This is a genomic window from Bradyrhizobium sp. HKCCYLS20291 (assembly GCF_051167715.1).
Taxonomy (GTDB): domain Bacteria; phylum Pseudomonadota; class Alphaproteobacteria; order Rhizobiales; family Xanthobacteraceae; genus Bradyrhizobium.
The window spans coordinates 331,518-354,486 of sequence record NZ_JBNPTO010000005.1 but is presented as its reverse complement, the minus strand read 5'-3'; the positions used below and the strand labels follow the sequence as shown (position 1 = coordinate 354,486).

At 66.2% G+C, this 22,969-nt stretch carries 20 protein-coding genes; 13 read left to right on the top strand and 7 right to left on the bottom strand.

Annotated features, from left to right (window positions below; genetic code table 11):
• Window positions 1-32 precede the first annotated feature (32 nt).
• The 7 genes from ACQR07_RS14555 to ACQR07_RS14525 all read right to left on the bottom strand — a co-directional run bounded on the left by ACQR07_RS14555 (window position 33) and on the right by ACQR07_RS14525 (window position 7,122).
• A complete protein-coding gene (locus ACQR07_RS14555) occupies window positions 33-1,010 on the bottom strand; it encodes an ABC transporter permease (protein ID WP_434869544.1) in 978 nt (325 codons plus the stop codon).
• Complete coding sequence (locus ACQR07_RS14550; protein WP_434902952.1) at window positions 1,007-1,957, bottom strand: ABC transporter permease; 951 nt, start codon at window positions 1,955-1,957, stop codon at window positions 1,007-1,009. The genes ACQR07_RS14555 and ACQR07_RS14550 overlap by 4 nt, the downstream gene beginning before the upstream one ends.
• Complete coding sequence (locus ACQR07_RS14545; protein WP_434902951.1) at window positions 1,950-3,473, bottom strand: sugar ABC transporter ATP-binding protein; 1,524 nt, start codon at window positions 3,471-3,473, stop codon at window positions 1,950-1,952. The genes ACQR07_RS14550 and ACQR07_RS14545 overlap by 8 nt, the downstream gene beginning before the upstream one ends.
• Entirely contained in the window at window positions 3,470-4,864 is a 1,395-nt protein-coding gene (locus tag ACQR07_RS14540) for an FAD-linked oxidase C-terminal domain-containing protein (RefSeq protein WP_434902950.1), read from the bottom strand. The genes ACQR07_RS14545 and ACQR07_RS14540 overlap by 4 nt, the downstream gene beginning before the upstream one ends.
• Before the next feature lie 66 nt (window positions 4,865-4,930).
• On the bottom strand, window positions 4,931-5,803 hold the full coding sequence (locus tag ACQR07_RS14535) for an intradiol ring-cleavage dioxygenase (protein ID WP_434902949.1): 873 nt from the start codon (window positions 5,801-5,803) through the stop codon (window positions 4,931-4,933).
• 14 nt (window positions 5,804-5,817) lie between these two features.
• Window positions 5,818-6,717, bottom strand: a complete 900-nt coding sequence (locus tag ACQR07_RS14530; protein ID WP_434902948.1) for an NAD(P)-dependent oxidoreductase — start codon at window positions 6,715-6,717, stop codon at window positions 5,818-5,820.
• A 78-nt stretch (window positions 6,718-6,795) separates the two neighbouring features.
• Complete coding sequence (locus tag ACQR07_RS14525) at window positions 6,796-7,122, bottom strand: Dabb family protein (protein ID WP_434869550.1); 327 nt, start codon at window positions 7,120-7,122, stop codon at window positions 6,796-6,798.
• Window positions 7,123-7,225: 103 nt separating this feature from the next.
• Here ACQR07_RS14525 and ACQR07_RS14520 point away from each other — a divergent pair, with 103 nt between their 5' ends.
• From ACQR07_RS14520 to ACQR07_RS14460, 13 genes are all read left to right on the top strand, one after another.
• Window positions 7,226-8,155 carry a LysR substrate-binding domain-containing protein gene (locus ACQR07_RS14520; RefSeq protein ID WP_434902947.1) on the top strand — a complete coding sequence of 310 codons (930 nt, stop codon included), beginning with the start codon at window positions 7,226-7,228 and terminating at the stop codon, window positions 8,153-8,155.
• Between the two features lie 1,226 nt (window positions 8,156-9,381).
• Window positions 9,382-10,392, top strand: a complete 1,011-nt coding sequence (pstS, locus tag ACQR07_RS14515) for a phosphate ABC transporter substrate-binding protein PstS (RefSeq protein ID WP_434902946.1) — start codon at window positions 9,382-9,384, stop codon at window positions 10,390-10,392.
• A gap of 102 nt (window positions 10,393-10,494) precedes the next feature.
• The gene (gene pstC / locus ACQR07_RS14510; RefSeq protein ID WP_434902945.1) at window positions 10,495-11,493 is read left to right on the top strand and encodes a phosphate ABC transporter permease subunit PstC; all 999 of its coding nucleotides are present in this window, start codon (window positions 10,495-10,497) and stop codon (window positions 11,491-11,493) included.
• A 3-nt stretch (window positions 11,494-11,496) separates the two neighbouring features.
• Window positions 11,497-12,372, top strand: coding sequence for a phosphate ABC transporter permease PstA (pstA, locus tag ACQR07_RS14505; RefSeq protein ID WP_434902944.1), 876 nt, complete (start codon window positions 11,497-11,499; stop codon window positions 12,370-12,372).
• Window positions 12,369-13,193, top strand: a complete 825-nt coding sequence (gene pstB / locus ACQR07_RS14500) for a phosphate ABC transporter ATP-binding protein PstB (RefSeq protein WP_434902943.1) — start codon at window positions 12,369-12,371, stop codon at window positions 13,191-13,193. The genes pstA and pstB overlap by 4 nt, the downstream gene beginning before the upstream one ends.
• Before the next feature lie 29 nt (window positions 13,194-13,222).
• Window positions 13,223-13,939 (top strand): phosphate signaling complex protein PhoU, encoded by a 717-nt coding sequence (gene phoU / locus ACQR07_RS14495; RefSeq protein ID WP_434869070.1) that lies wholly within the window; start codon window positions 13,223-13,225, stop codon window positions 13,937-13,939.
• Between the two features lie 16 nt (window positions 13,940-13,955).
• Window positions 13,956-14,663: a phosphate regulon transcriptional regulator PhoB gene (gene phoB / locus ACQR07_RS14490; protein ID WP_434869071.1), complete on the top strand. Its 708-nt coding sequence runs from the start codon at window positions 13,956-13,958 to the stop codon at window positions 14,661-14,663.
• Between the two features lie 133 nt (window positions 14,664-14,796).
• Window positions 14,797-16,113: a trypsin-like serine protease gene (locus tag ACQR07_RS14485; protein WP_434902942.1), complete on the top strand. Its 1,317-nt coding sequence runs from the start codon at window positions 14,797-14,799 to the stop codon at window positions 16,111-16,113.
• A gap of 165 nt (window positions 16,114-16,278) precedes the next feature.
• On the top strand, window positions 16,279-17,367 hold the full coding sequence (locus ACQR07_RS14480; protein WP_434903081.1) for a HoxN/HupN/NixA family nickel/cobalt transporter: 1,089 nt from the start codon (window positions 16,279-16,281) through the stop codon (window positions 17,365-17,367).
• Window positions 17,368-17,382: 15 nt separating this feature from the next.
• Window positions 17,383-18,399: a HupU protein gene (locus ACQR07_RS14475; RefSeq protein WP_434902941.1), complete on the top strand. Its 1,017-nt coding sequence runs from the start codon at window positions 17,383-17,385 to the stop codon at window positions 18,397-18,399.
• Window positions 18,396-19,835, top strand: coding sequence for a nickel-dependent hydrogenase large subunit (locus ACQR07_RS14470; protein ID WP_434902940.1), 1,440 nt, complete (start codon window positions 18,396-18,398; stop codon window positions 19,833-19,835). Before ACQR07_RS14475 ends, ACQR07_RS14470 begins: the two co-directional genes overlap by 4 nt.
• A 226-nt stretch (window positions 19,836-20,061) precedes the next feature.
• Window positions 20,062-21,147 (top strand): hydrogenase small subunit, encoded by a 1,086-nt coding sequence (locus ACQR07_RS14465; RefSeq protein ID WP_434902939.1) that lies wholly within the window; start codon window positions 20,062-20,064, stop codon window positions 21,145-21,147.
• A gap of 24 nt (window positions 21,148-21,171) precedes the next feature.
• Window positions 21,172-22,962, top strand: a complete 1,791-nt coding sequence (locus ACQR07_RS14460) for a nickel-dependent hydrogenase large subunit (protein ID WP_434902938.1) — start codon at window positions 21,172-21,174, stop codon at window positions 22,960-22,962.
• Window positions 22,963-22,969 lie beyond the last annotated feature (7 nt).

Sequence of the window (22,969 nt, the reverse complement as noted above, 5' to 3'; positions counted from 1 at the left end):
TCCCTCCCTGTTTTTTTGGTTTGCTTCCGACTTCATTGCGTCCGGCGCCGCGTCTTCATGTCGAGCCAGACTGCGATGATCACGATGATTCCGGTGACGAGCGGCTGCCAGTTGGCGCTGATCGCGAGCAGGTTCATGCCGTTCAGCACCAGCGTCAGGATCAAGGCGCCGATGAAGGTGCCGAACACGGTGCCGACGCCGCCGAACAGCGAGGTGCCGCCGATCAGCACGGCGGCAATCGCCGGCAGGGTCAGGCTCTCGCCGATGTCGGCCTCCGCCGAGTTGAGCCGCGACAGGAAGATGATCGAGGCGAGCCCGGCCATGGTGCCCGACACGGTGTAGACCAGCAGCAGCCGGCGCGCGACGGGGATGCCGGACAGCCGCGCCGCGACCGGGTTGGCGCCGACGGCATAGATCTCCTGGCCCCAGATCGTGCGCTGCGCGAAGAACGATCCGATCGCGAGGAACACCAGCAGCAGATAGACCGGGATCGGCAGGCCGAGGAAATAGCCGCTGCCGATCTGGCGGAAGCCGGCCGGAAAGCCGTGGATGGTCTCGCCCGCCATGTACCAATAGGTCACGCCGTTCAGCACCCACAGCATGCCGTAGGTGGCGATGAAGGAGGGGATGCGCAGCGCGGTGACCATGAAGCCGTTGAGGAAACCGACGCTGCCGCCGGCGGCGAGCCCGGTCAGGATCCCGAGCACTGGCGAGCCGGTCTGATGGATCACGGTGCCGGCGAGACACGCCGACAGCGCCACGTTGGCGCCGACCGACAGATCGAGCCCGGCGGTCAGCACCACCAGCGTGAGGCCGGAGGCGATGAAGAAGGTCAGGCTCGCCTGCCTCAGCACGTTGAGAATGTTGCCGAGGCTGAGGAAGGAGTCGCTCAGCACGCTCAGCGCCGCGCAGATCAAGAGCGCGGCCGCCAGCCGGTAGAACAGCTGCGTCGCGTTCTGCGACAGCAACGAGCGCGGCGGCGGCAGCGTGTCCTTGGCGATGTCGCTCATGACCGGCTCCGCAGGCCATCGAGGAACATCGCGAAGATGACCAGTGCGCCGACGCTCGCGACCTGCACCGAGGAGGGCAGCGACACCAGGTTGAGCCCGTTGCGCAGCACGCCGACGGCGATGACGCCGAGCACGGTGCCGAGCAGCCAGCCATTGCCGCGCTCGAACGAGGTGCCGCCGACGGCGACCGCCGCGATGGCGTCGAACTCCAGCCCGAGACCTGCTGTCGGATGCCCCGAATTCATCCGCGCCGTCATCAGCAGCCCGGCGATGCCGGCCATCGTGCCGCTGATCGCGTAGACCGCGATGAGCAGCTTGTTCGGCGACAGGCCGGCATAGCGCAGCGCCTCGCGGTTGCCGCCGAGCGCGAAGATGTAGGTGCCGAATTTGGTGTGATAGAGCAGGGCGTGGAACACGGCGTAGGTGGCGAGCCCCATCAGGATCGGCACGGGGATGCCGGCGAGCGTCGCCGAATAGATGTCGCGCACGCCATGGGGAATGCCGACCACGCTCTGGCCGTCGCTGACGATCAGCGACAGGCCCTGCGCCATGCCGAGCGTGGCGAGCGTCGCGACAAATGGCGGAATACCGACGATCGCGACCAGCCAGCCATTGACGGTGCCGAAGGCCGCGCCGACGAGCACCGCGGCGCCCAATCCCAGCAGCACCGACTTGGTCGCGAGCGAGACGATGGCCACGCACAGCGAGGTCAGCGTCAGCACCGCGCCCATCGACAAATCGAGCCCCTCGGTCATGATGATCAGGGTCATCGGCAGCGCGAGCATCGTGAGGATGGTCGACTGCACCAGCACGTTGGAGAGGTTCGCGGCCGACAGGAAGCCGGGCGCGATCGCGCCGAACAGCGCGATCAGCAGCACCAGCACGATCGCGACGCCCGGGATGCGCTGCAGGGATCGGATCGGCGAGACGATGGCGGCGTCACTCATCATGCATCCCCAGTCGTACGATATTCTCCTCGGTCAGCTCGCCGCGCGACAGATGCCCGGCGATGCGGCCCTCGCGCATCACATAGGCGCGGTCGCAGACGTGGCAGATCTCGATCTGCTCGGACGAGATCATCAGCGCCGCCGCGCCCTCGGCGACCAGCCGGTCGATCAGCGCGAAGATCTCCGATTTGGCGCCGACGTCGATGCCGCGGGTCGGCTCGTCGAAGATGAAGAGCCTGGCGCCGGCCGCGAGCCATTTGCCGATCACGACCTTCTGCTGGTTGCCGCCGGAGAGCAGGCCGACCGTCTGCCGCGCCGTCGGCGTCGCGATCCGCAGCTGCCGGATCAGGCCGTCCGCCGTGCGCTGCGCGCCACGGGGATCGTACAGTCCGCTCGGAAACAGCTTCTTCAGCGCCGACACCACGAGATTGTCGCTGACCGAGCGCAGCAGCGCCAGGCCCTCGCTCTTGCGGCTCTCGGGGATCAGCGCGATGCCGCGGCGCGCCGCGATGTCGGGCTCGCCGGTGATCGGCCGGCCGTCGAAGATGATCTCGCCGGCGCTGACCGGATCGGCGCCGAAGATCGCGCGCGCCACCTCGGTGCGGCCCGAGCCGACCAGGCCGCACAGGCCGACGATCTCGCCGCGCCGCACCTCGATGTTGATGTCGGTGATGCCGCTCGGCGCGCTCAGCCCCTTGACCTCGAGCACGAGCTCGCCCGGCGCGTCGGCGAAGCGGCGCGGATAGCTCATGTCGACGGTGCGGCCGACCATCATGCGCACCAGCTGGTCGGGCGTGACCTCGCCGGGCCGGACGTCGCCGATGCGGCGGCCGTCGCGCAGCACGGTGATGCGGTCGCCGAGCGCGAACACCTCGGCCATGCGGTGCGAGATGTAGACGATGGCGACGCCGTCGGCCTTCAGCCGCGCGATCAGCGCAAACAACAGCTCCGCCTCGCGGTCCGACAGCGCCGCGGTCGGCTCGTCCATCACCAGGATGCGCGCGTTCTGGCTGACTGCCTTGGCGATCTCGACCATCTGCTGCTGCGCCACGCCGAGCGTATCGACGATGACGGAGGGATCGATGTCGAAGCCGATGCTGTCGAGCACGCGCCGCGCATCGGCCAAAATCCGGCGGCGATCGATGGTGCCGGGGAGGCGGCCCTTCGGCTCGCGGCCGAGATAGATGTTCTGCGCGATGTCGAGGAACGGCACCAGCGAGAACTCCTGGAAGATCACGGCGATGCCGAGCGCCTGCGCGTCCGCCGTAGAAGAGATCTCGACCTTCTTGCCGTTGTAGTAGACCTCGCCGGCATCGGCGCTGTAGGCGCCGCACAGGATCTTCATCAGGCTCGACTTGCCGGCGCCGTTCTCGCCGAGCAGCATGTGCACTTCGCCCGGATGGATCGCGAACGACACGTCGTCCAGCGCCTTGACGCCGGGGAACGACTTGCTGATGCCGCGCAGCTCCAGCAGCGGCAGGTCCGAGGATGTTGCGCGCGCGGCCGCCGCGGTCATGCCAGCGCTCCGCCGGCAAAGATCTTGCCCGGATTCATCAGGCCCGCGGGATCGAGCGCGGTCTTGATCGCGCGCATCACCGTGACGGCGTCGCCGAGCTCGTCCCTGAGATAGTCGACCTTGCCGAGGCCGATGCCATGCTCGCCGGTGCAGGTGCCGTCCATCGCGATCGCGCGCGCCACCATGCGCGCCTGCAGCGCCTTGGCGCCGGCGAGCTCGGTCTCGTTATCGGGATCGACCAGGATCAGCATGTGGAAATTGCCGTCGCCGACATGGCCGACGATCGGCGCGAGGAAGCCGCTGGCGTCAGCGTCGCGGCGCGTCTCAATCAGGCATTCGGCGAGCCGCGAGATCGGCACGCAGACGTCGGTGATCACGGCGCGTGCGCCGGGTCGCAGTCCCAAGCCGGCATACAGCGTGTTGTCGCGCGCGTGCCAGAGACGGCTGCGGTCCTCGGCCGCCTTGGCCCAGGCAAAGCCGCGGCCGCCATGCTCGTTCGCGATCGCCTCCGCGATCTGCGCCTGCTCGGCGACGGCGGCCTCGGAGCCGTGGAATTCCAGGAACAGGGTCGGCGCTTCCTGATAGCCGAGCTTCGAATAGGCGTTGATGCCGCGGATCATGACATCGTCGACGAGCTCGATCCGCGCCGCGGGCACCGCCGACTGGATCAGGGCGATGGCTGTGTCGACCGTGTCGTGCAAGCTTGGAAAGCTGCAGGTTGCGGCCGAGATCGCCTGCGGCAGGGGATGCAGCTTCAGCGTCACTTCCGTGATCACGCCGAGCGTGCCCTCCGATCCGACGAACAGCCGCGTCAGGTCATAGCCGGCGGCGGATTTGCGCGCGCGCCGTGCGGTACGGATCACGCGGCCGTCGGCCAGCACGACCTCGAGCGCGAGCACGTTGTCCTTCATCGTGCCGTAGCGCACCGCCATGGTGCCGGAGGCGCGGGTCGAGGTCATGCCGCCGATCGAGGCGTCGGCGCCGGGATCGATCGGAAAGAACAGGCCGCTGCCGCGCAGCTCGGCATTGAGCTGCTTGCGGGTGATGCCGGGCTGCACGACCACGTCCATGTCGGCTGCGTCAATCGACAGCACCTTGTTCATGCGCGCGAAGTCGATGCAGACGCCGCCGGCTGCGGCCGCGGCGTTGCCCTCGAGCGAGGTGCCGGCCCCGAACGGGACGATCGGCATGGCGGCCTCGGCGCACAGCTTGACGATGCCGGCGACCTCCTGCGTGGTCTCGGGATACACGACGATGTCGGGCGGCATGGCCGGGTAGTAGGATTCGCTGCGGCCATGCTGATCCAGCACGCCGCGCGCGAGGCTCGCGCGGGCGCCGATCAGGTTCGAAAGCCGCTCGGCCAATGTGCTCGCGCCGACCCGCAGGTCCATCAGTCCTCCCGTTGATGCCGCGACGTTGTGCTGACCCGCGCGGTCGATTGTCGTCAGCTCAGACCGCTACGCGGGCGCAAGCTGCTTCAGGCCGAAATCGTATTTGAGATGATAATAGTGGTCTGTCACCATGCGTCCATCTGGCGCACGGCCCGGCGAGCAGCGCGCGAAGTCGCGGATCAGGCTGTCCTTGACGCCGAACACGACATCGGAATCGAGATATTCGTCGCCGGCCACGAACACATGCGTCACCAGCCGCTCGAAGCCTGGTGCCGAGATCATGAAATGCACATGCGCCGGCCGCCACGGGTGCCGCCCCTGCGCCTTCAGCATGTCGCCGACCGGCCCGTCATTGGGGATCGGGTAGGCGGCGGGCTTGATCGACCAGAAATGAAAACGCCCGTCGGCATCGGCGCGGAAGCGACCGCGCATGGCGAGATTGCCGATCTGCTCGAGCCGCTGCACGTCGTAATAGCCGTCATCGTCGGAGTGCCAGACGTCGACGATGGCGCCCGCCAGCGGCCGGCCGTCCGCGCTCGACACCGAGCCGGTCACCAGCAGCGGATCGCCCTTCATCGGCCCCGAGATGTCGTCGCCATTGGCGCGTTCGGGCGCGGCCTGGACGAAGAACGGGCCGAGCACCGTGGTCTCCGTGGCGCCCTCCGGCACCGGATGGTTGATGGCGTCGACCAGCATGGAGGCGCCGAGCACATCCGACAGAAGAATGAACTCCTGGCGCTTGTCGTCGCACATGTGGCCCGTGCGGGTGAGGAAGTCGATGCCGAACTCCCATTCCGCCTGCGTCGGGCGGACCTCGCGCAAGAAGGCATGGAGATGGCGCACCAGGGCCTCGCTGACCTGCTTGGCCCTGGCATCGGTTGCTCCCGCCAGCCGTTCGAGCACCGCATGCGTGATCGTGTTCTCGTCGAAGTTTCGCAAGATGCAGTCTCCTTTCAGAGCGGCTCGCCGAGGCCGGACAGCCGTTCGACGTGCCGAACGGTTGCGAGGAAGTCGGTCTCGGCGTCGCCTGACGCAATCAATGCAGTATAGGTCTCGCGGACCTGCGCGGCGAGCTGCAACGGCACGCCCGCGGCGTGGCCGGCGCCGAGGATGAGGTCGAGATCCTTGGCCATCTGCGCGCAGGAGAAGGTCGCGGCGAAGTCGCGCGCCAGCAGCGGCGCAGTCTTGTACTTCACCATCGGCGAGGCGATCGCGCTGTCGTGCAGCACCTTGAGAATGTCAGGCCAGGCGATGCCGCCCTTGCGCGCCAGCGCCAGGCTCTCGGCCATCATCGCCGCCGTCGTCGCGATCATGAGGTTGACGGCGAGCTTGGCGTAGCGCGCTTCTTCCGCGGCACCGAGATAGGTCTGGGCCCGCGTGAACGCCTGCAGCAGCGGCGTGACCTTGACGAAGGCGTCCTGCGGTCCCGACACGAAGCAGGTCAGCTCGCCGGTGTGGGCGATGCTGGCATTGCCCGAGATCGGCGTACGCAGATAGGCGATGCCGCGCGCGTCAGCGGCCGCCGCGACCGCACTCGACGCGTCGACGCCCACGGTGCTGGTCTCGATCAGGATCGCGCTAGGTGCCATCGCCGCGATCAGTCCGCCGCTGCCGAGCATCGCGCTGCGCAGCGCGCCGTCGTCGGGCAGCGACGAGATCACCACGGCACTGTCGCGCACGGCGTCGGTGGCCGACGGCGCAGACGTGACACCGAGCCCGCGCGCCTCGTCGAGCCGCACGGCGTTCGGGTCGAATGCGGTGACGGCATAACCGGCCTTGGCGAGCCGCACCGCGATCGGCAGGCCGATCTTGCCGATCCCGATGAAGGCGATGCTGTTGTCAGGACGTGACATGGCGGTCGTCCGTTGCTTGCGTCACCGCGCTGCCTGCGGCGGGATGTCTGCGTGGTTGGCTCTGGTGACAACGACCGATCACGCGCCCGCCGCTCCGCCAATGGGATAGTCGACCTGGAAGCGCCCGATCCTGAGGTCGCCGAGCTCGTCGCGCACCCGCAGGTGCTCTGGATGCGACGCGTAGGCCTTGAGCGCGGCGTGGCTGGCGAATTCGGAAAACAGGACGACATCGCAGGCATAGTCGACGTCGCTGACATCGACGCCCACCTCGATATGGGTCAGGCCGTCGATCCGACCTTTCAGCCCCTCGAACAGGGTCTTCACCTTGAGCCGGGCCGCGGCGCGCTCGGCGGCCGTTTCGGCGCGCAGCCGCCACATCACGATGTGCCTGATCGGCCCCGACATCCGTGCGTCCTCACCTGTGATTGTTCTTGTCGGGCGATTTTGCCTTGCGTCAGGCGGAAATAAAGACCAAAATTTGTAACTCTCTTTTCCGCTATGCGCAACAATGGACCGTCTGCTCCAGCTCGAGGTGTTTTCAAAGACGGCCGAGCTGGGCAGCCTGTCCAAGGCCGCCGAGACGCTTCGCATGTCCAATGCGGCAGCGAGCCGGCATCTCAGCGCGCTGGAGGAGCGGCTCGCCGTGCGCCTGATCGAGCGCAACACGCGCCGGCTGTGGCTGACCGAAGCGGGGCAGGAGCTGCTGCAGCGCTGCAGCCCGCTGCTCAACGAGCTCGCCGAAGCCGAGGATGCCGTCAGCGATCGCGCGCTGTCGCCGCAGGGCATGCTGCGCGTCACCAGTTCGCTGTCGTTCGCGACCATCTATCTCGCGCCGATGCTGCCGGCGTTCCGCGCGGCGTATCCGAAGCTGAACCTGCAGATCATCGCCGCAAATCGCTATCCTGATTTCATCGAGGCGGGCATCGATGTGGCGATCCGCACCCGGGAGTCCGAGCCGGACTCCAGCATCGTCGTCCGCCGCATCGGCCAGATGCGGCGCGTGCTGGCCGCGGCCCCGTCCTATCTCGCCAGCCGCGGCCGTCCCGTCATACCGGCCGATCTCGCGCGTCACGACATGCTGATCTACAACCTGGCCAACGATCCCTATTCGCTGTCGTTGCGCAGCGGCGCCACCGCCCAGAGCATCCGGATCGCACCGACACTCGACAGCAATGACGGCCAGGTGATCCGCGGCGCCGCGCTGGCCGGGCTCGGCATCCTGATCCAGCCGCTCTACATCGTGCAGGCCGACATTCTCGCCGGAAGGCTGGTGCCGGTGCTGCTCGACTGGGAGCTTCCGCTACTGACGATGAACATCGCCTACCAGAACCGCGGCCGGCTGCCGGCGAAGATCAGGGTGTTCGCCGACGCGTTGATCGACCACATCCGCACCCATTCCGATCCGGGCATCTGGATCGAGCCGCCGAAGCCGGCTTGAGCTATGGCGGCGGTTCGATTCTGAAAAAAATAAAACTGTTGCGCTTTTTCGGAAATCATGTTTTCTTGTGTTCAACCCGCCTCGAGCAGAGGGACGTACGCGTCGTCACGAACGTGAGGTGGGCTGCGATGGACGTGGCGGTTGCGCTTGACGAGCGCGGTCGACGCGGACGGAGAAGTCGTGTGGTCCTGGCCTCTCGACGCTGAGGTCAAGTCCGTGATCGTTGCTTGACGGCACGCGCGGGCGATGGGGGCAAGAGAGCCGATCCCCAGGGAGAGCACGAAGGACACCGTTAAAACCAGTCGCGCGGGGAAGGCCGGGATGTCCCAGCCGAACCTGTGGTACCTGCCGCCTGCATTTTTTTCTGCAGGCGGGCCATGGGGGCGGCAGGCTCCCGGCCTTCTCCGCGCCCTCTCGTTGTTTGGAGGGCGATGACGAAAGCATCACTCGGGCACGCCGTGCCGCGAGATGTCGTTGTCGCGTGTCGTGAGTTGGCGCGGCTGCCAACCCCACACACTACTGTCGTCCCGGACAAGCGCGCGGCCACGCGCGTACAGATCCGGGATCCATAACCCCAGGGAGCAGTATGAGGCACGATGGCCGCTCCATCTCGCCCAGCCACACCCGTCACGGCGTATGGATCCCGGGTCAGCGGCCACCAACGCTTCGCGTTGGCGGCCTTGCCCGGGATGACACTGTTGGTGTGGTGGGCGGCGCGGGCAAACCGGGACTGATGTCCATGGATGCCGACCCCGCCAACCCCACCCTCCGCCGTCATCCCGGACAAGCGCGCGGTCACGCGCGCGCAGATCCGGGATCCATAACCACAGGGAGGAGTATGAGGCACGAAGGCAGCTCCATCCCGCCCAGCCACGACCGTCACGGCGTATGGGTCCCGGGTCGGCGTCCACCAACGCTTCGCGTTGGCGGCCTTGCCCGGGACGACACCGAGGATGGGGAGGCGCTGGCAATTCGTCGTGAGCAGGGGTCCTTACACGTCGTGAGCAGGGTTCTTCCAAGATGACGCCCGGCCGCCCTCCGAGTCCTGCCGAGCGATCCGTGGAAATCCGGAGCAAAATCAAATCATCAAATATTATCAACTGCTTGCGTCTGTCATCCAGCTGTCATCGAACCTTTATAAAAGCGGCACCGAGGCCCCTTAAAGCGGCCGGGGAAGCGCGATCGGGCGCACATGGCGCTTCGCTTCCCGAGCATGGAGACCAGCTATGAATTTCGTCAAAGCACTCGTCGCTGCCGGCTTGGTCGCCGCATCGACGTCGGCATTTGCCGCCGACATCACCGGCGCGGGCGCGACGTTTCCGTTCCCGATCTATTCCAAGTGGGCCGACGCCTACAAGAAGGAGACCGGCAACGGTCTGAACTACCAGTCGATCGGCTCCGGCGGCGGCATCAAGCAGATCCAGGCCAAGACTGTGACCTTCGGTGCCACCGACGCGCCGCTCAAGGCCGCGCAGCTCGAGAAGGACGGCCTGGTGCAGTGGCCGATGGTGATGGGCGGCATCGTGCCGGTCGTCAACCTCGACGGCGTCAAGCCCGGCGAGATGGTGCTGGACGGCGAGACGCTCGCCAACATCTATCTCGGCAAGATCACCAAGTGGGACGACGCTGCGATCAAGAAGCTCAACCCCAACGTCAAGCTGCCGGGCGATGCCATCGCCGTGGTCCGCCGCTCCGACGGTTCGGGCACGACCTTCAACTTCACCTATTATCTGTCCGAGGCGAGCGCCGACTGGAAGAGCAAGGTCGGCTTCAACACCGCGGTCGAGTGGCCGGTCGGCGTCGGCGCCAAGGGCAATGAGGGCGTGTCCGGCAACATCAGCCAGACCAAGAACGCGATCGGCTATGTCGAATACGCCTACGCCAAGCAGAACAAGCTGACCTACACCGGTATGGTCAACAAGGCCGGCAAGACCGTGCAGCCGACCGTCGAGGCCTTCCAGGCCGCGGCCGCCAATGCCGACTGGGCCAAGGCTCCCGGCTACTACGTCATCCTGGCCAACCAGCCCGGCGACAAGTCCTGGCCGATGACGGCTGCGACCTTCATCCTGATGCACAAGGAACCGGCCGACAAGGCGGCCTCCGCGGAAGCGATCAAGTTCTTCAAATGGTCGTTCGAGAAGGGTGGTAAGATGGCCGAGGATCTCGACTACATCCCGATGCCCGACAGCGTCGTGAAGCTGATCGAGAAGACCTGGTCGGCCGACATCAAGAGCTGATCTCAGCACATCGGTAACGGCCTCCTCCCCACCGTGGGAGGAGGCCGACGGGTCTCACGGATCTCCAGCGTGTCCAACAAACAGGGGGCTGAGTTGGCGGAAATGGCCGTTCAATCCGAGGTGAGCGATATGGCTGCCTCTGCAGGGCCTTACGACCGCGCCCGCGCCTTGAGCGCCTTCAAGCTCGGCGATGTGACGTTCTACTGGATTACCCGGCTGTCGGCGATCTCGGTGCTGCTCATCCTCGGCGGCATCATCATCTCGCTGGTCATCGGCGCCTGGCCGGCGATGAAGGAATACGGCTTCCAGTTCCTGCTGACCAAGCGCTGGGCGCCCTCGGCCGATCCGCCGGTGCTCGGCGCGCTCGGTCCGATCTACGGCACGCTGGTCACCTCGTTCATCGCGATGCTGATCGCCATTCCGGTCGGTCTCGGCATTGCGATCTTTCTCACCGAGCTGTGCCCGCAATGGCTGCGCCGCCCGATTGGGCTGGCCATCGAGCTGCTCGCCGGCATTCCCTCGATCATCTACGGCATGTGGGGCTTCTTCGTGCTGGGGCCGTTCTTGGCCACCACCTTCCAGCCGTTCATGATCAGCCTCTGCGCCAACATCCCGGTGCTGCAGGACATCTTCGCCGGCCCGCCGTCCTATCTCAGCCTGTTCAACGCCTCGTTGATCCTGGCGATCATGGTGCTGCCCTTCATCACCTCGATCTCGGTCGACGTCTTCAAGACGGTGCCGCCGGTGCTGAAGGAAGCCGCCTATGGCGTCGGCTGCACCACCTGGGAGGTCGTGCGCAGCGTGGTCATCCCCTACACCCGGGTCGGCGTGATCGGCGGCGTCATGCTGGCGCTGGGCCGCGCGCTCGGCGAGACCATGGCGGTGACCTTCATCATCGGCAACTCGTTCCGGATCTCGTCCTCGATCTTCGCCCCGGGTACGACGATCTCGGCGGCGATCGCCTCCGAATTCCAGGAGAGTGACGGGCTGCATCAGTCGAGCCTGATCCTGCTCGGCCTGCTGCTGTTCGTTCTCACCTTTTTCGTGCTCGCGAGTGCCCGGCTGATGCTGGCGCGGCTCGAAGCCAAGGCGGGGAAGTAGCTCATGTCCACCGTCGATATGCCGGTCAACACCGTCAATCCGATCTATGCCCGCCGCCGCCGCAAGGACATCGTGATCCGCGGCCTGTGCATCGCCGCCGCGGCGTTCGGCGTCACCTGGCTGGCGCTGATCCTGTTCACGCTGTTCTACAACGGCCTTGCCGGCCTGAGCCTGCAGGTGTTCTCGGCCGACACGCCTCCGCCGGGCGCCAGCGAGGGCGGACTGCGCAATGCCATCGTCGGCTCGGTGATCATGACCGTGATCGGCGTCGGCATCGGTGCGCCGCTTGGCCTGTTCGCCGGCACCTATCTCGCCGAATACGGCCGCAACGACCGGCTCACCTCGGTGATCCGCTTCATCAACGACATCCTGCTGTCGGCGCCGTCGATCATCATCGGCCTGTTCATCTATGGCGCTGTCGTGGTGCCGATGGGCGGCTTCTCGGCGATCGCCGGCGCGCTGGCGCTGGCGGTGATCGTGATCCCCGTCGTGCTCAGAACCACCGAGGACATGCTGCTGCTGGTGCCGAACCCGCTGCGCGAGGCCGCTTCGGCGCTCGGCCTGCCGCGCTCGCTGGTGATCCGCCGCATCGCCTACCGCGCGGCCCGGTCGGGCCTCATCACCGGCGTGCTGCTGGCGACCGCGCGTGTCGCCGGCGAGACCGCGCCGCTCTTGTTCACCGCGCTGTCGAACCAGTTCGGGAGCCTGAACCTGTTCAAGACGATGGCGAACCTGCCCGTCACCATCAACAATTTCGTCCAGAGCCCGTATGCCTATTGGAAGCAGCTGGCCTGGAGCGGAGCTCTTCTCATCACTCTGGCCGTGCTCGCTCTGAACGTCGGTGCACGCATTCTCGGCGCCGAGAGGAACGCAAAATGACCGAACTGTCCGTTTCCGTCAGCCAACCTAATCCCGCTCTCCTGCATGGCCAGTCGCTTCCCGAGGCGCCGGCCAAGGTGACCGCGCGCAACCTGAATTTCTACTACGGCGATCACCACGCGCTGAAGAACATCAACCTGACGCTCGGCACCAACCGTGTCACGGCGTTCATCGGCCCGTCCGGTTGCGGCAAGTCCACGCTGCTGCGGATCTTCAACCGGATGTACGATCTCTATCCGGGCCAGCGCGCCACCGGGCAATTGATGCTGGACAACACCAACATCCTCGATCCCAAGCTCGACCTCAATCTGTTGCGCGCCCGGGTCGGCATGGTGTTCCAGAAGCCGACGCCGTTCCCGATGACGATCTACGAGAACATCGCCTTCGGCATCCGCCTCTACGAGAAGATCTCGAAGTCCGAGATGGACGACCGGGTCGAGAAGGCGCTGCGCGGCGGCGCGCTGTGGAACGAGGTCAAGGACAAGCTCAACGCGTCCGGCCTGTCGCTGTCCGGTGGCCAGCAGCAGCGCCTGTGCATCGCGCGCACCGTGGCGGTCCGCCCGGAGGTGATCCTGTTCGACGAGCCGTGCTCGGCGCTCGACCCGATCTCGACCGCCAAGGTCGAGGAGCTGATCCAGGAGCTCGCCGAGAACTACACGATCGCGATCGTCACCCATAACATGCAGCAGGCGGCGCGCGTCTCCGACAAGACCGCCTTCATGTATCTCGGCGAACTGATCGAGTTCGACGACACCAACAAGATCTTCACCTCGCCGAGCGATCGGCGGACCCAGGATTACATCACCGGCCGGTTCGGCTGACGCCGACGCATTGCTTTCAGGAGATCATCATGGCCAGTGAACATACCGCCAAGGCATTCGACAGCGACCTGCAGGATCTGACCCGCCTCGTCTCCGAGATGGGCGGCCTCGCCGAGCGTCTGATCGTCGACTCCGTCGATGCGCTGGTGCGGCGCGACGTGGCGCTCGGGCAGAAGGTCGTCACCGCGGATGCCGAGGTCGACCGTCTGCAGCGGCTGATCGAGGAGCGCGCCGTGCTCACCATCGCGCGCCGCCAGCCGATGGCGGTCGATTTGCGCGAGATCGTCGGCGCCATGCGCGTCGCGACCGATCTCGAGCGGATCGGCGACCTCGCCAAGAACATCGGCAAGCGCGTCGCGGCGCTGGAGAGCGATTTCCATCCGCTGAAGCTGATCCGCGGCCTGGAGCACATGACCGATCTGGTGCAGTCGCAGGTCAAGTCGGTGCTGGATGCCTATGCCGCGCATGATCTGCCGGCGGCAATGGCGGTGTGGAAGGGCGACGAGGAGGTCGACGCCATCTGCACCTCGCTGTTCCGCGAGCTTCTCACCTACATGATGGAGGATCCGCGCAACATCTCGTTCTGCATCCATCTGATGTTCTGCGCCAAGAACATCGAGCGGATCGGCGATCACGCGACCAATATCGCGGAGACCGTGTTCTACATGATCGAGGGCCAGGCGATCGTCGACAAGCGTCCGAAGGGCGACATGACGAGCTTCACGGCGACGATCCCCGGCAACTGAGAAAGACCTGTTCGACATGACCGCGCGCATTCTGGTGGTGGAAGACGAAGAGGCGCTGACCACGCTCCTGCGCTACAATCTCGAGACCGAGGGCTACGAGGTCGAGACGGTGGGGCGCGGCGACGAGGCCGACACGCGGCTGAAGGAGCGCATTCCCGATCTCGTGGTGCTCGACTGGATGCTGCCGGGCTTGTCCGGCATCGAGCTGTGCCGGCGCCTGCGGGCGCGCTCCGAGACCAAGCAGCTGCCGATCATCATGCTGACTGCGCGCGGCGAGGAGAGCGAGCGCGTGCGCGGGCTCGCCACCGGCGCCGACGACTACATTGTCAAGCCGTTCTCGGTGCCGGAGCTGCTGGCGCGGGTGAAGGGCCTGCTGCGCCGGGCGATCCCGGAGCGGCTCGCAACGATCCTGTCCTATGGCGACATCGAGCTCGACCGCGAGAAGCGCCGCGTGGCGCGCTCGGGACGGCCGATCGATCTCGGCCCGACCGAATATCGGCTGCTCGAATTCTTCCTCGAGCACCCCGGCCGGGTGTTCAGCCGCGAGCAGCTGCTCGACAGCGTCTGGGGCCGCGACATCTATATCGACGAGCGCACCGTCGACGTGCATATCGGGCGGCTGCGCAAGCTGCTCAATCCCGGCCGCGAGCAGGACCCGATCCGCACCGTGCGCGGCGCCGGCTATGCGCTCGACGACCGCTTCGCCAAATCCGAGCAGGCGTGAGCGGCGGGCAGGTCTGACGGCCGGGCGCATTAAGCATTAAGGAGTTCATCGTCCGCTTTCCGCCACGCCGCCGCCGTCTTGATCATCTTGGCTGGACGACCCATCTCGGTGTTGCCAGTCGCAGCGGACGCCTTTGATCAAGCCCCTCATCATCATTCTTTCCGTACTGCTCGGCGCCGTCACGAGCGTCTCGGCCGCCGAGCTCGAGGACGCCGTCGCTGCTGCGGCGAATGGACAGCCCGCGGCGGCGCTGCGCCGTCTGCAGCCGCTGGCCGCCAAAGGCGATGCGCGGGCGCAGTTCGATCTCGGCTTCATGACCGCCTTCGGCTGGGGCGTGCCGCGCAATCCGACCGAGGCGCTGGTCTGGTACCGCAAGGCTGCCGATCAGGGGCTCGCCGTCGCACAGCATTATCTCGGCATCGCCTATTTCAACGGCGAAGGCGCCGCCCGCGATCACGGCGAAGCCGGACGTTGGTTCAACCGCGCCGCCGCGCAGGGCTTTGCCCAGTCGCAATACATGCTCGGCCTGATGATGCTCGACGGTCAGGTCATGACCCGGGATGTCATCCAAGGCTATGCGTGGCTGGTGATGGCCGGCCGCAACGGCGTCAGGTCGGCCGGTCGCGAGCTCCAGCGGGCCAAGCTCAACGACGCGCAGCGGCAGCAGGCCGAGGCGACGATCGCGGCGTGGCGTCCGAAGCCGGAATCGGCCGATGCGGGTATCGTCAATCCGCGCGCCGAGCAGCTGCTCGGTCTGGACCATCATTTCGGCGATGTCGTCGATCCCACCTCGTGGCCGGCGTCGGCGATCGGCGTCGTCACCGTGGCGCAGTTCAGCACCGGAGGCTCGTGCACGGGCACGCTGGTGGCGCCGCGCGTGGTGCTGACGGCGGCGCACTGCGTGTTCAATGGCGTGACGCTGGTCAGCCCAGGGAACGTCCACTTTCTGGTGGGCATGAACAAGGGCACCCCTGCCGCGTCGTCGATCGCCGACAAGCTGATCGTGGCGCCGGATTTCATCCCGACGCAGCACGACAAATGGTCGAGCGACCGTTCACCCGCTGATTGGGCGCTGATCGTGTTGAAGGACGCGTTGCCGTCGAAGCCGGTGCCCGTGAAGGTGATGAGCCGCGACGAGCTCGCCGCGGCGACCCAGGCCGGCACCATCTCCGAGATCGGCTACGGCCAGGAGCGGCGCTATTCGCCGACCGGACAGCGCAACTGCACCGCCGGCATGACCAAGGATGCGCGGCTGCTCATCGTGCATTGCCTTGCCAATTTCGGCTATTCGGGCTCGCCGATCCTCGCCGAGATCGGCGGCGTTCCGACGGTGGTCGGCATCTTCTCCGCCTTTCACGAGGAGACCCGGCTGATGTTCGCCGCCCCCGCCAGCCAGTTCGAAGCAGCGGTGCGGCGCGAGATCGCGGCGCAGAGTGCCTCGGCGCGGTGAGGTGAGAGGGCGAGCTGGTCAATGTTTGTGCGTGACCGGATAGCGGGTTGCCAAGGGGGGGAGATCGATCTGGGTCGAACGGGCGCAGCAGTTGATTTGCGGGAGATTTTGACGCTGGAGCGCGAGCCTTGCCTTTTGGCGCAGGTCTTGCTCTCTTGTCCAAGTATGACGATTTTGCCAATTGATCATCCTCGGTCCTCGATCCTCGCCCGGTTCCGCACCGAGGGCGGCCGGAACGCGGCGCTGCTGGCGGGCCTGGTGCTCGCCAACGCGCTCGCCTGGGCCTGGGTTTTTGCGCTCTATGCCGACCGTCCCGCCATCGTCGGCACCGCCATGCTGGCCTGGCTGCTCGGCCTGCGCCACGCGGTCGATGCCGATCACATCGCGGCGATCGACAACGTGGTGCGCAAGCTGGTGCAGGACGGCGACGCCCCGCGCGCCGCGGGTCTGTACTTCGCGCTCGGCCATTCCAGCGTCGTCGTCATTGCCACCATCGTCGTGAGCCTGATCGCCGGCGCCGATCTGTTGAGCGAGGACAGCGCGATCCGGGCGATCGGCGGCACCATCGGCACTGCGGTGTCATCAGGCTTCCTGCTGCTGATCGCGGTGTCCAACCTGATCCTGTTCGTCAACCTGTGGCGCCGCTCGGCTGGATCGCAGCCCCAGATCGAAGCCGCCAGTGCAGGGCGCGGCTTGCTGATTCGTCTCCTCCGTCCGGTGCTGCGCATCATCTCGCGGGCCTGGCACATGTACCCGCTCGGCTTCCTGTTCGGCCTCGGCTTCGACACCGCCAGCGAGATCGGCCTGTTGAGCCTGTCGGCGACCGAAGCCGCGCGCGGCGCAAGTCTCGCGCATGTGCTGGTGTTTCCGGCGCTGTTCGCCGCCGCGATGGCCACCGTCGATACGGCCGACAGCATGCTGATGGTCGGCGCCTATCGCTGGGCGCTGACCGATCCCGCGCGCAAGCGGCGCTACAATCTCGTGATCACAGGCGCGTCGGTGGCGATTGCGCTGGTGATCGGCAGTGTCGAGGCGGCCACGCTGCTGGCGCCTCGGCTCGGCCTTCCCGTGATCGGCCTCGGCGACGAGATCGCCAATCTCGGCATCGTCGCGATCGGCGCGTTCGGGCTGATCTGGGCCGGCGCCATGCTGGCCGGCCGGCGGCCCGGTTCCGCATCGGGCGAACCGCTTGCCAGCATTCGCGCCGGAGGGCTAAACCCGAACTCGGTAGGCCGAACGCTTGGAACGGGATAGCGGCGGGACCTGACGATGGCCGGCTCGGACGCAATGATCAGGATGCTGTGGCTGCAGGGCGCGAGCTGCGGCGGCTGCACAATGTCGATCCTGGAAAGCGGTGCCTCGGGTTGGTTCGACGAGCTGCGCCAATCCGGCATCGATCTGATCTGGCATCCCTCAGTCAGCGAACAGACCGGCGACGAAGTCGTCGCTGTGCTCGAGGCGATCCGCAACGGCCGCGAGCGGCTCGACCTGCTCGTCCTCGAAGGCTCGGTGGCGCGTGGACCCGGCCTGACCGGGCGCTTCAACATGCTCGCCGGCACCGGCCGCTCGATCTATCACTGGCTGCTCGACCTGGCGCCGCTGGCCGACTACGTCGTCGCGGTCGGCAGCTGCGCCGCCTATGGCGGTATTCCCGCGGCCGGCATCAATCCGACCGACGCGGTCGGACTACAGTTCGAGGGCAGCGATATCGGCGGTGCGCTCGGTGCCGGCTTTCGGTCGAAGCGCGGGCTGCCGGTGATCAACGTCGCCGGCTGCGCGCCGCATCCGGGCTGGATGATGGAAAGCCTGCTGGCGCTCGTGTCGGGCGACCTGACGGCGGATGGCCTCGACGCCGTGGGACGTCCGACCTTCATCGCCAATCACCTCGCCCATCACGGCTGCTCGCGCAACGAGTTCTATGAGTTCAAGGCAAGCGCCGAGACCATGTCGGAGCGCGGCTGCCTGATGGAACATCTCGGCTGCCGCGCCACGCAGGCGGTCGGCGACTGCAATCAGCGCTCGTGGAATGGCGGCGGCTCCTGCACCAAGGGCGGCTACGCCTGCATCGCCTGCACTTCGCCGGGATTCGAGAGCGCGCAGAGCTATCTGCAGACGGCCAAGCTTGCCGGCATACCGGTGGGCTTGCCGACCGACATGCCGAAGGCCTGGTTCGTCGCGCTCGCAGCGCTGTCGAAATCGGCGACGCCACGGCGCGTGCGCGTCAACGCGACCGCCGACCACGTCGTGGTGCCGCCGAGCCGGCCCAGTGACAAGCGCAGCTCATGACACGGATCACCGTCGGCCCGTTCAATCGCGTCGAGGGCGACCTCGAGGTCAGGCTCGACATCGAGAGTGGCCGGGTCGCGCGCGCGGAAGTGACGGCGCCGCTCTATCGCGGCTTCGAGCAGATCCTGGAAGGCCGCCCGCCGCTCGATGCCCTGGTGATCGCGCCGCGCATCTGCGGCATCTGCTCAGTCTCGCAATCGATCGCCGCCGCCAGCGCGCTGCGTCAGGCGATGGGAGTGAGCGCGGCCCCGAACGGCATGCTCGCAACCAACATTGCGCACGCCGCCGAGAACGCCGCCGATCATCTCACCCATTTCTACATCTTCTTCATGCCCGACTTCGCCCGCGACGCCTATGCCGCGCACGCCTGGCATGCCGCGACGGCCGAGCGGTTCACTGCGACCAAAGGGAGCGCGACACGCGAGGCGCTGCCGGCGCGGGCGCGGCTGCTTGAGATCATGGGCCTGATTGCCGGAAAATGGCCGCACAGCCTGGCGTTCCAGCCCGGGGGCACGACGCGCGCGATCGAGCTCGGCGAGCGCGTCCGGCTCAATGCAATCGCGGCGTCGTTTCGCGGCTTCCTCGAACGAATCGTCTTTGCCGACAGGCTGGAAAACGTACTCGCTCTGTCGACGCAGGATGAACTCGATCATTGGCGCGAGGGTCGCGGCGGTGACTTCGCGCATTTCCTTCGCCTGGCTGACGCGCTGGCGCTGGCCGATCTCGGCAAGGGGCCGGGCGTGCTGATGAGCTTCGGGGCCTATCACCATGCGGATGGCGCTCGCTTTCGCGCCGGTCTGCGCGCGGGTACTGGCGCGATCGGAGTCCTGCCGGGCGATCAGATCACCGAGGACGTCTCGCATGCCTGGATGCGCGAGACGTCGAGCGATCCGGCCGAGAGCCGCACGCTGCCCGATGCCGACAAGGCCGACGCCTACAGCTGGTGCAAGGCGCCGCGGCTTGCCGGACAACCCGTGGAGGTCGGCGCCCTCGCGAGGCAGGCGGTCGACGGTCAGAGGCTGATCACCGCCTTGGTCAATGCCGATGGCAGCAATGTCCGCAACCGCGTCATCGCGCGGCTGATCGAGACGGCACAGCTTGCGCTGTCGATCGAGAGCTGGGTGAGGGCGCTGCGTCTCAGCGAGCCGTTCTGTGAAAACAGCGCTGACGTGGCCGACGGCCATTTCGTCGGACGGGTCGAGGCCGCGCGCGGCAGCCTCGGCCACTGGCTCGCGGTGCGCTCTGGGCATATCGAGCGCTATCAGATCATCGCGCCGACGAGCTGGAATTTTTCGCCGCGCGATGCCCAGGGCGTCGCCGGCCCGCTCGAACAGGCGCTGGTCGGAACCGACGTCGGCGATGCCGGCGCGCGCGCTGTCAGCATCCAGCATGTCGTCCGATCATTCGATCCCTGCATGGTCTGCACTGCGCATTGAGCGCGCCGCGAACGAGCGGAAACCAGCTTGCCGGGTGCAAAGCGCGTGATTTCCGTTTCCAACCCGAGATCCGGCTCGGATGTGTTGTTTGATCTCGTGCCCCGACTCCAAGCATCTGGAATCATTATGATTCAAACTCAGCAATGATGCTGGCCCGCATCTTGCTGTCCCCTTCTGTCAGATAGCGACCACAACGGTCGCCAAGGTGGTCACAGGGGGAGGACTCATGGGCGCGGAAACTTTCTATAGCGTGATCAGGCGCCAGGGCATCACGCGGCGAAGCTTCCACAAATTCTGCAGCCTCACGGCGACGAGCCTTGGCCTCGGCCCGCTCGCGGCGACGCGGATCGCAAACGCGCTCGAGACCAAGCCGCGCACGCCGGTCATCTGGATGCACGGGCTGGAATGCACCTGCTGCTCCGAGAGCTTCATCCGCTCCGCGCACCCGCTGGTGAAGGACGCCGTACTGTCGATGATCTCGCTCGACTACGACGACACCATCATGGCCGCGGCGGGACACCAAGCCGAAGCCATTCTCGAAGAGACGCGGGCGAAGTACAAGGGACAATACATCCTCGCGGTCGAAGGCAATCCGCCGTTGAACGAAGGCGGCATGTTCTGCATCGATGGCGGCAAGCCGTTCGTCGAGAAGTTGAAGATGATGGCCGAGGACGCGATGGCGATCATCGCTTGGGGCGCTTGCGCCTCGTGGGGCTGCGTGCAGGCTGCGAAGCCCAATCCGACGCAGGCGACGCCGATCGACAAGGTCATCACCAACAAGCCGATCATCAAGGTGCCGGGCTGTCCGCCGATCGCGGAGGTGATGACCGGCGTCGTCACCTTCATCACCACCTTCGGCAAGCTGCCCGAGCTCGACCGCCAGGGCCGGCCGAAGATGTTCTACTCGCAACGCATCCATGACAAATGCTATCGCCGGCCGCATTTCGATGCCGGCCAGTTCGTCGAGGAGTGGGACGACGAGGCGGCGCGCAAGGGCTACTGCCTCTACAAGATGGGCTGCAAGGGCCCGACCACCTACAACGCCTGTTCGACGGTGCGTTGGAATGGCGGCGTGTCCTTCCCGATCCAGTCCGGTCATGGCTGCATCGGCTGCTCGGAGGACGGCTTCTGGGACAAGGGATCGTTCTACGACCGTCTCACCAACATCAAGCAGTTCGGCATCGAGCGCAACGCCGACCAGGTCGGCATGGTGGCCGCAGGAACGGTGGGAGCGGCAGTCGCGGCGCATGCGGCGGTCACGGCCGTCAAGCGGCTCGCCACCAAGCGCGACGACGCCAAACAAGATCATTGATCGAATTCAGGGCAGGTAACCACGATGGGCATCCAGACTCCCAACGGCTTCAATCTCGACAATTCCGGCAAGCGCATCGTCGTCGATCCGGTCACCCGCATCGAGGGACACATGCGGGTCGAGGTCAATGTCGACGCCGACAACGTCATCCGCAACGCCGTCTCCACCGGCACGATGTGGCGCGGCATCGAGGTCATCCTCAGGAACCGCGATCCGCGCGACGCCTGGGCGTTCACTGAGCGGATCTGCGGTGTCTGCACCGGCACGCATGCACTCACATCGGTGCGGGCGGTCGAGAACGCGCTCGGCATCACCATTCCGGAGAATGCCAACTCGATCCGCAATCTCATGCAGCTCGCGCTACAGGTGCACGATCACGTCGTGCACTTCTATCATCTGCATGCGCTGGACTGGGTCGACGTGGTGTCGGCGCTCTCGGCCGACCCGAAAGCGACGTCGACCCTGGCACAGTCGATCTCGAGCTGGCCGCTGTCGTCGCCGGGCTATTTCCGTGATCTCCAGACCCGCCTGAAGAAGTTCGTCGAGTCCGGACAGCTCGGCCCGTTCAAGAACGGATACTGGGGCAGCAAGGCCTACAAGCTGCCGCCCGAAGCCAATCTGATGGCGGTGGCGCACTATCTGGAAGCGCTCGATTTCCAGAAGGAGATCGTCAAGATCCACACCATCTTCGGCGGCAAGAACCCGCACCCGAACTGGCTGGTGGGCGGCGTGCCGTGTCCGATCAACATCGACGGCACCGGCGCGGTCGGCGCCATCAACATGGAGCGGTTGAACCTCGTGTCGTCGATCATCGATCGGCTGATCGAATTCAACGAGCTGGTCTATCTGCCCGACGTCGCAGCGATCGGATCGTTCTACAAGGACTGGCTCTACGGCGGTGGCCTTTCCGGCAAGAGCGTCCTGGCCTATGGCGACGTGCCCGAGCATGCCAACGACTACTCCGCCAAGAGCCTGAAGTTGCCGCGCGGCGCGATCATCAACGGCAACCTGTCCGAGGTGTTTCCGGTCGATCACGCCAACCCGGACGAGATCCAGGAGTTCGTCGTTCATTCCTGGTACAAATATCCCGACGAGACCAAGGGGCTGCATCCCTGGGATGGCATCACCGAGCCGAACTACGTGCTCGGCCCCAACGCGAAGGGCACCAAGACCGACATCAAGGAGCTCGACGAGGGCGGCAAGTATTCCTGGATCAAGGCGCCGCGCTGGCGCGGGCACGCGATGGAGGTCGGTCCGCTGGCGCGCTGGGTGGTCGGCTACGCGCAGAACAAGGCGGAGTTCAAGGATCCCGTCGACAAGTTTCTCAAGGACCTCGATCTGCCTCTGACCGCGCTGTTTTCGACGCTCGGCCGCACCGCGGCACGCGCGCTGGAGTCGGTGTGGGCGGGGCGCCAGATGCGCTACTTCCAGGACAAGCTGATCGCCAACATCAAGGCGGGCGACAGCTCGACGGCGAATGTCGACAAATGGAAGCCGGAAAGCTGGCCGAAGGAGGCCAAGGGCGTCGGCTTCACCGAGGCGCCGCGCGGCGCGCTCGCGCACTGGATCAAGATCAAGGACACCAAGATCGACAACTACCAGTGCGTGGTGCCGACGACCTGGAACGGTTCGCCGCGTGATCCCAAGGGCAACATCGGCGCTTTCGAGGCCTCGCTGATGAACACGCCGATGGCCAATCCCGAGCAGCCGCTGGAGATCCTGCGCACGATCCATTCGTTCGATCCGTGCCTGGCGTGCTCCACGCACGTCATGAGTCCCGACGGCCAGGAACTGGCCGAGGTCAAGGTCAGGTAGCGCGGGA

What these genes read in the sequence shown, in the direction of transcription:
- ACQR07_RS14545 (WP_434902951.1), bottom strand. Translation starts at nt 3,473, where the DNA reads ATGACCGCGGCGGCCGCGCGCGCAACATCCTCGGACCTGCCGCTGCTG.
- ACQR07_RS14475 (WP_434902941.1), top strand. Translation starts at nt 17,383, where the DNA reads ATGGCCGGCTCGGACGCAATGATCAGGATGCTGTGGCTGCAGGGCGCG.
- ACQR07_RS14520 (WP_434902947.1), top strand. Translation starts at nt 7,226, where the DNA reads ATGGACCGTCTGCTCCAGCTCGAGGTGTTTTCAAAGACGGCCGAGCTG.
- pstB (WP_434902943.1), top strand. Translation starts at nt 12,369, where the DNA reads ATGACCGAACTGTCCGTTTCCGTCAGCCAACCTAATCCCGCTCTCCTG.
- ACQR07_RS14480 (WP_434903081.1), top strand. Translation starts at nt 16,279, where the DNA reads ATGACGATTTTGCCAATTGATCATCCTCGGTCCTCGATCCTCGCCCGG.
- ACQR07_RS14555 (WP_434869544.1), bottom strand. Translation starts at nt 1,010, where the DNA reads ATGAGCGACATCGCCAAGGACACGCTGCCGCCGCCGCGCTCGTTGCTG.
- ACQR07_RS14550 (WP_434902952.1), bottom strand. Translation starts at nt 1,957, where the DNA reads ATGAGTGACGCCGCCATCGTCTCGCCGATCCGATCCCTGCAGCGCATC.
- phoU (WP_434869070.1), top strand. Translation starts at nt 13,223, where the DNA reads ATGGCCAGTGAACATACCGCCAAGGCATTCGACAGCGACCTGCAGGAT.
- pstA (WP_434902944.1), top strand. Translation starts at nt 11,497, where the DNA reads ATGTCCACCGTCGATATGCCGGTCAACACCGTCAATCCGATCTATGCC.
- ACQR07_RS14460 (WP_434902938.1), top strand. Translation starts at nt 21,172, where the DNA reads ATGGGCATCCAGACTCCCAACGGCTTCAATCTCGACAATTCCGGCAAG.
- phoB (WP_434869071.1), top strand. Translation starts at nt 13,956, where the DNA reads ATGACCGCGCGCATTCTGGTGGTGGAAGACGAAGAGGCGCTGACCACG.
- ACQR07_RS14470 (WP_434902940.1), top strand. Translation starts at nt 18,396, where the DNA reads ATGACACGGATCACCGTCGGCCCGTTCAATCGCGTCGAGGGCGACCTC.
- ACQR07_RS14540 (WP_434902950.1), bottom strand. Translation starts at nt 4,864, where the DNA reads ATGGACCTGCGGGTCGGCGCGAGCACATTGGCCGAGCGGCTTTCGAAC.
- ACQR07_RS14465 (WP_434902939.1), top strand. Translation starts at nt 20,062, where the DNA reads ATGGGCGCGGAAACTTTCTATAGCGTGATCAGGCGCCAGGGCATCACG.
- pstS (WP_434902946.1), top strand. Translation starts at nt 9,382, where the DNA reads ATGAATTTCGTCAAAGCACTCGTCGCTGCCGGCTTGGTCGCCGCATCG.
- ACQR07_RS14530 (WP_434902948.1), bottom strand. Translation starts at nt 6,717, where the DNA reads ATGTCACGTCCTGACAACAGCATCGCCTTCATCGGGATCGGCAAGATC.
- pstC (WP_434902945.1), top strand. Translation starts at nt 10,495, where the DNA reads ATGGCCGTTCAATCCGAGGTGAGCGATATGGCTGCCTCTGCAGGGCCT.
- ACQR07_RS14525 (WP_434869550.1), bottom strand. Translation starts at nt 7,122, where the DNA reads ATGTCGGGGCCGATCAGGCACATCGTGATGTGGCGGCTGCGCGCCGAA.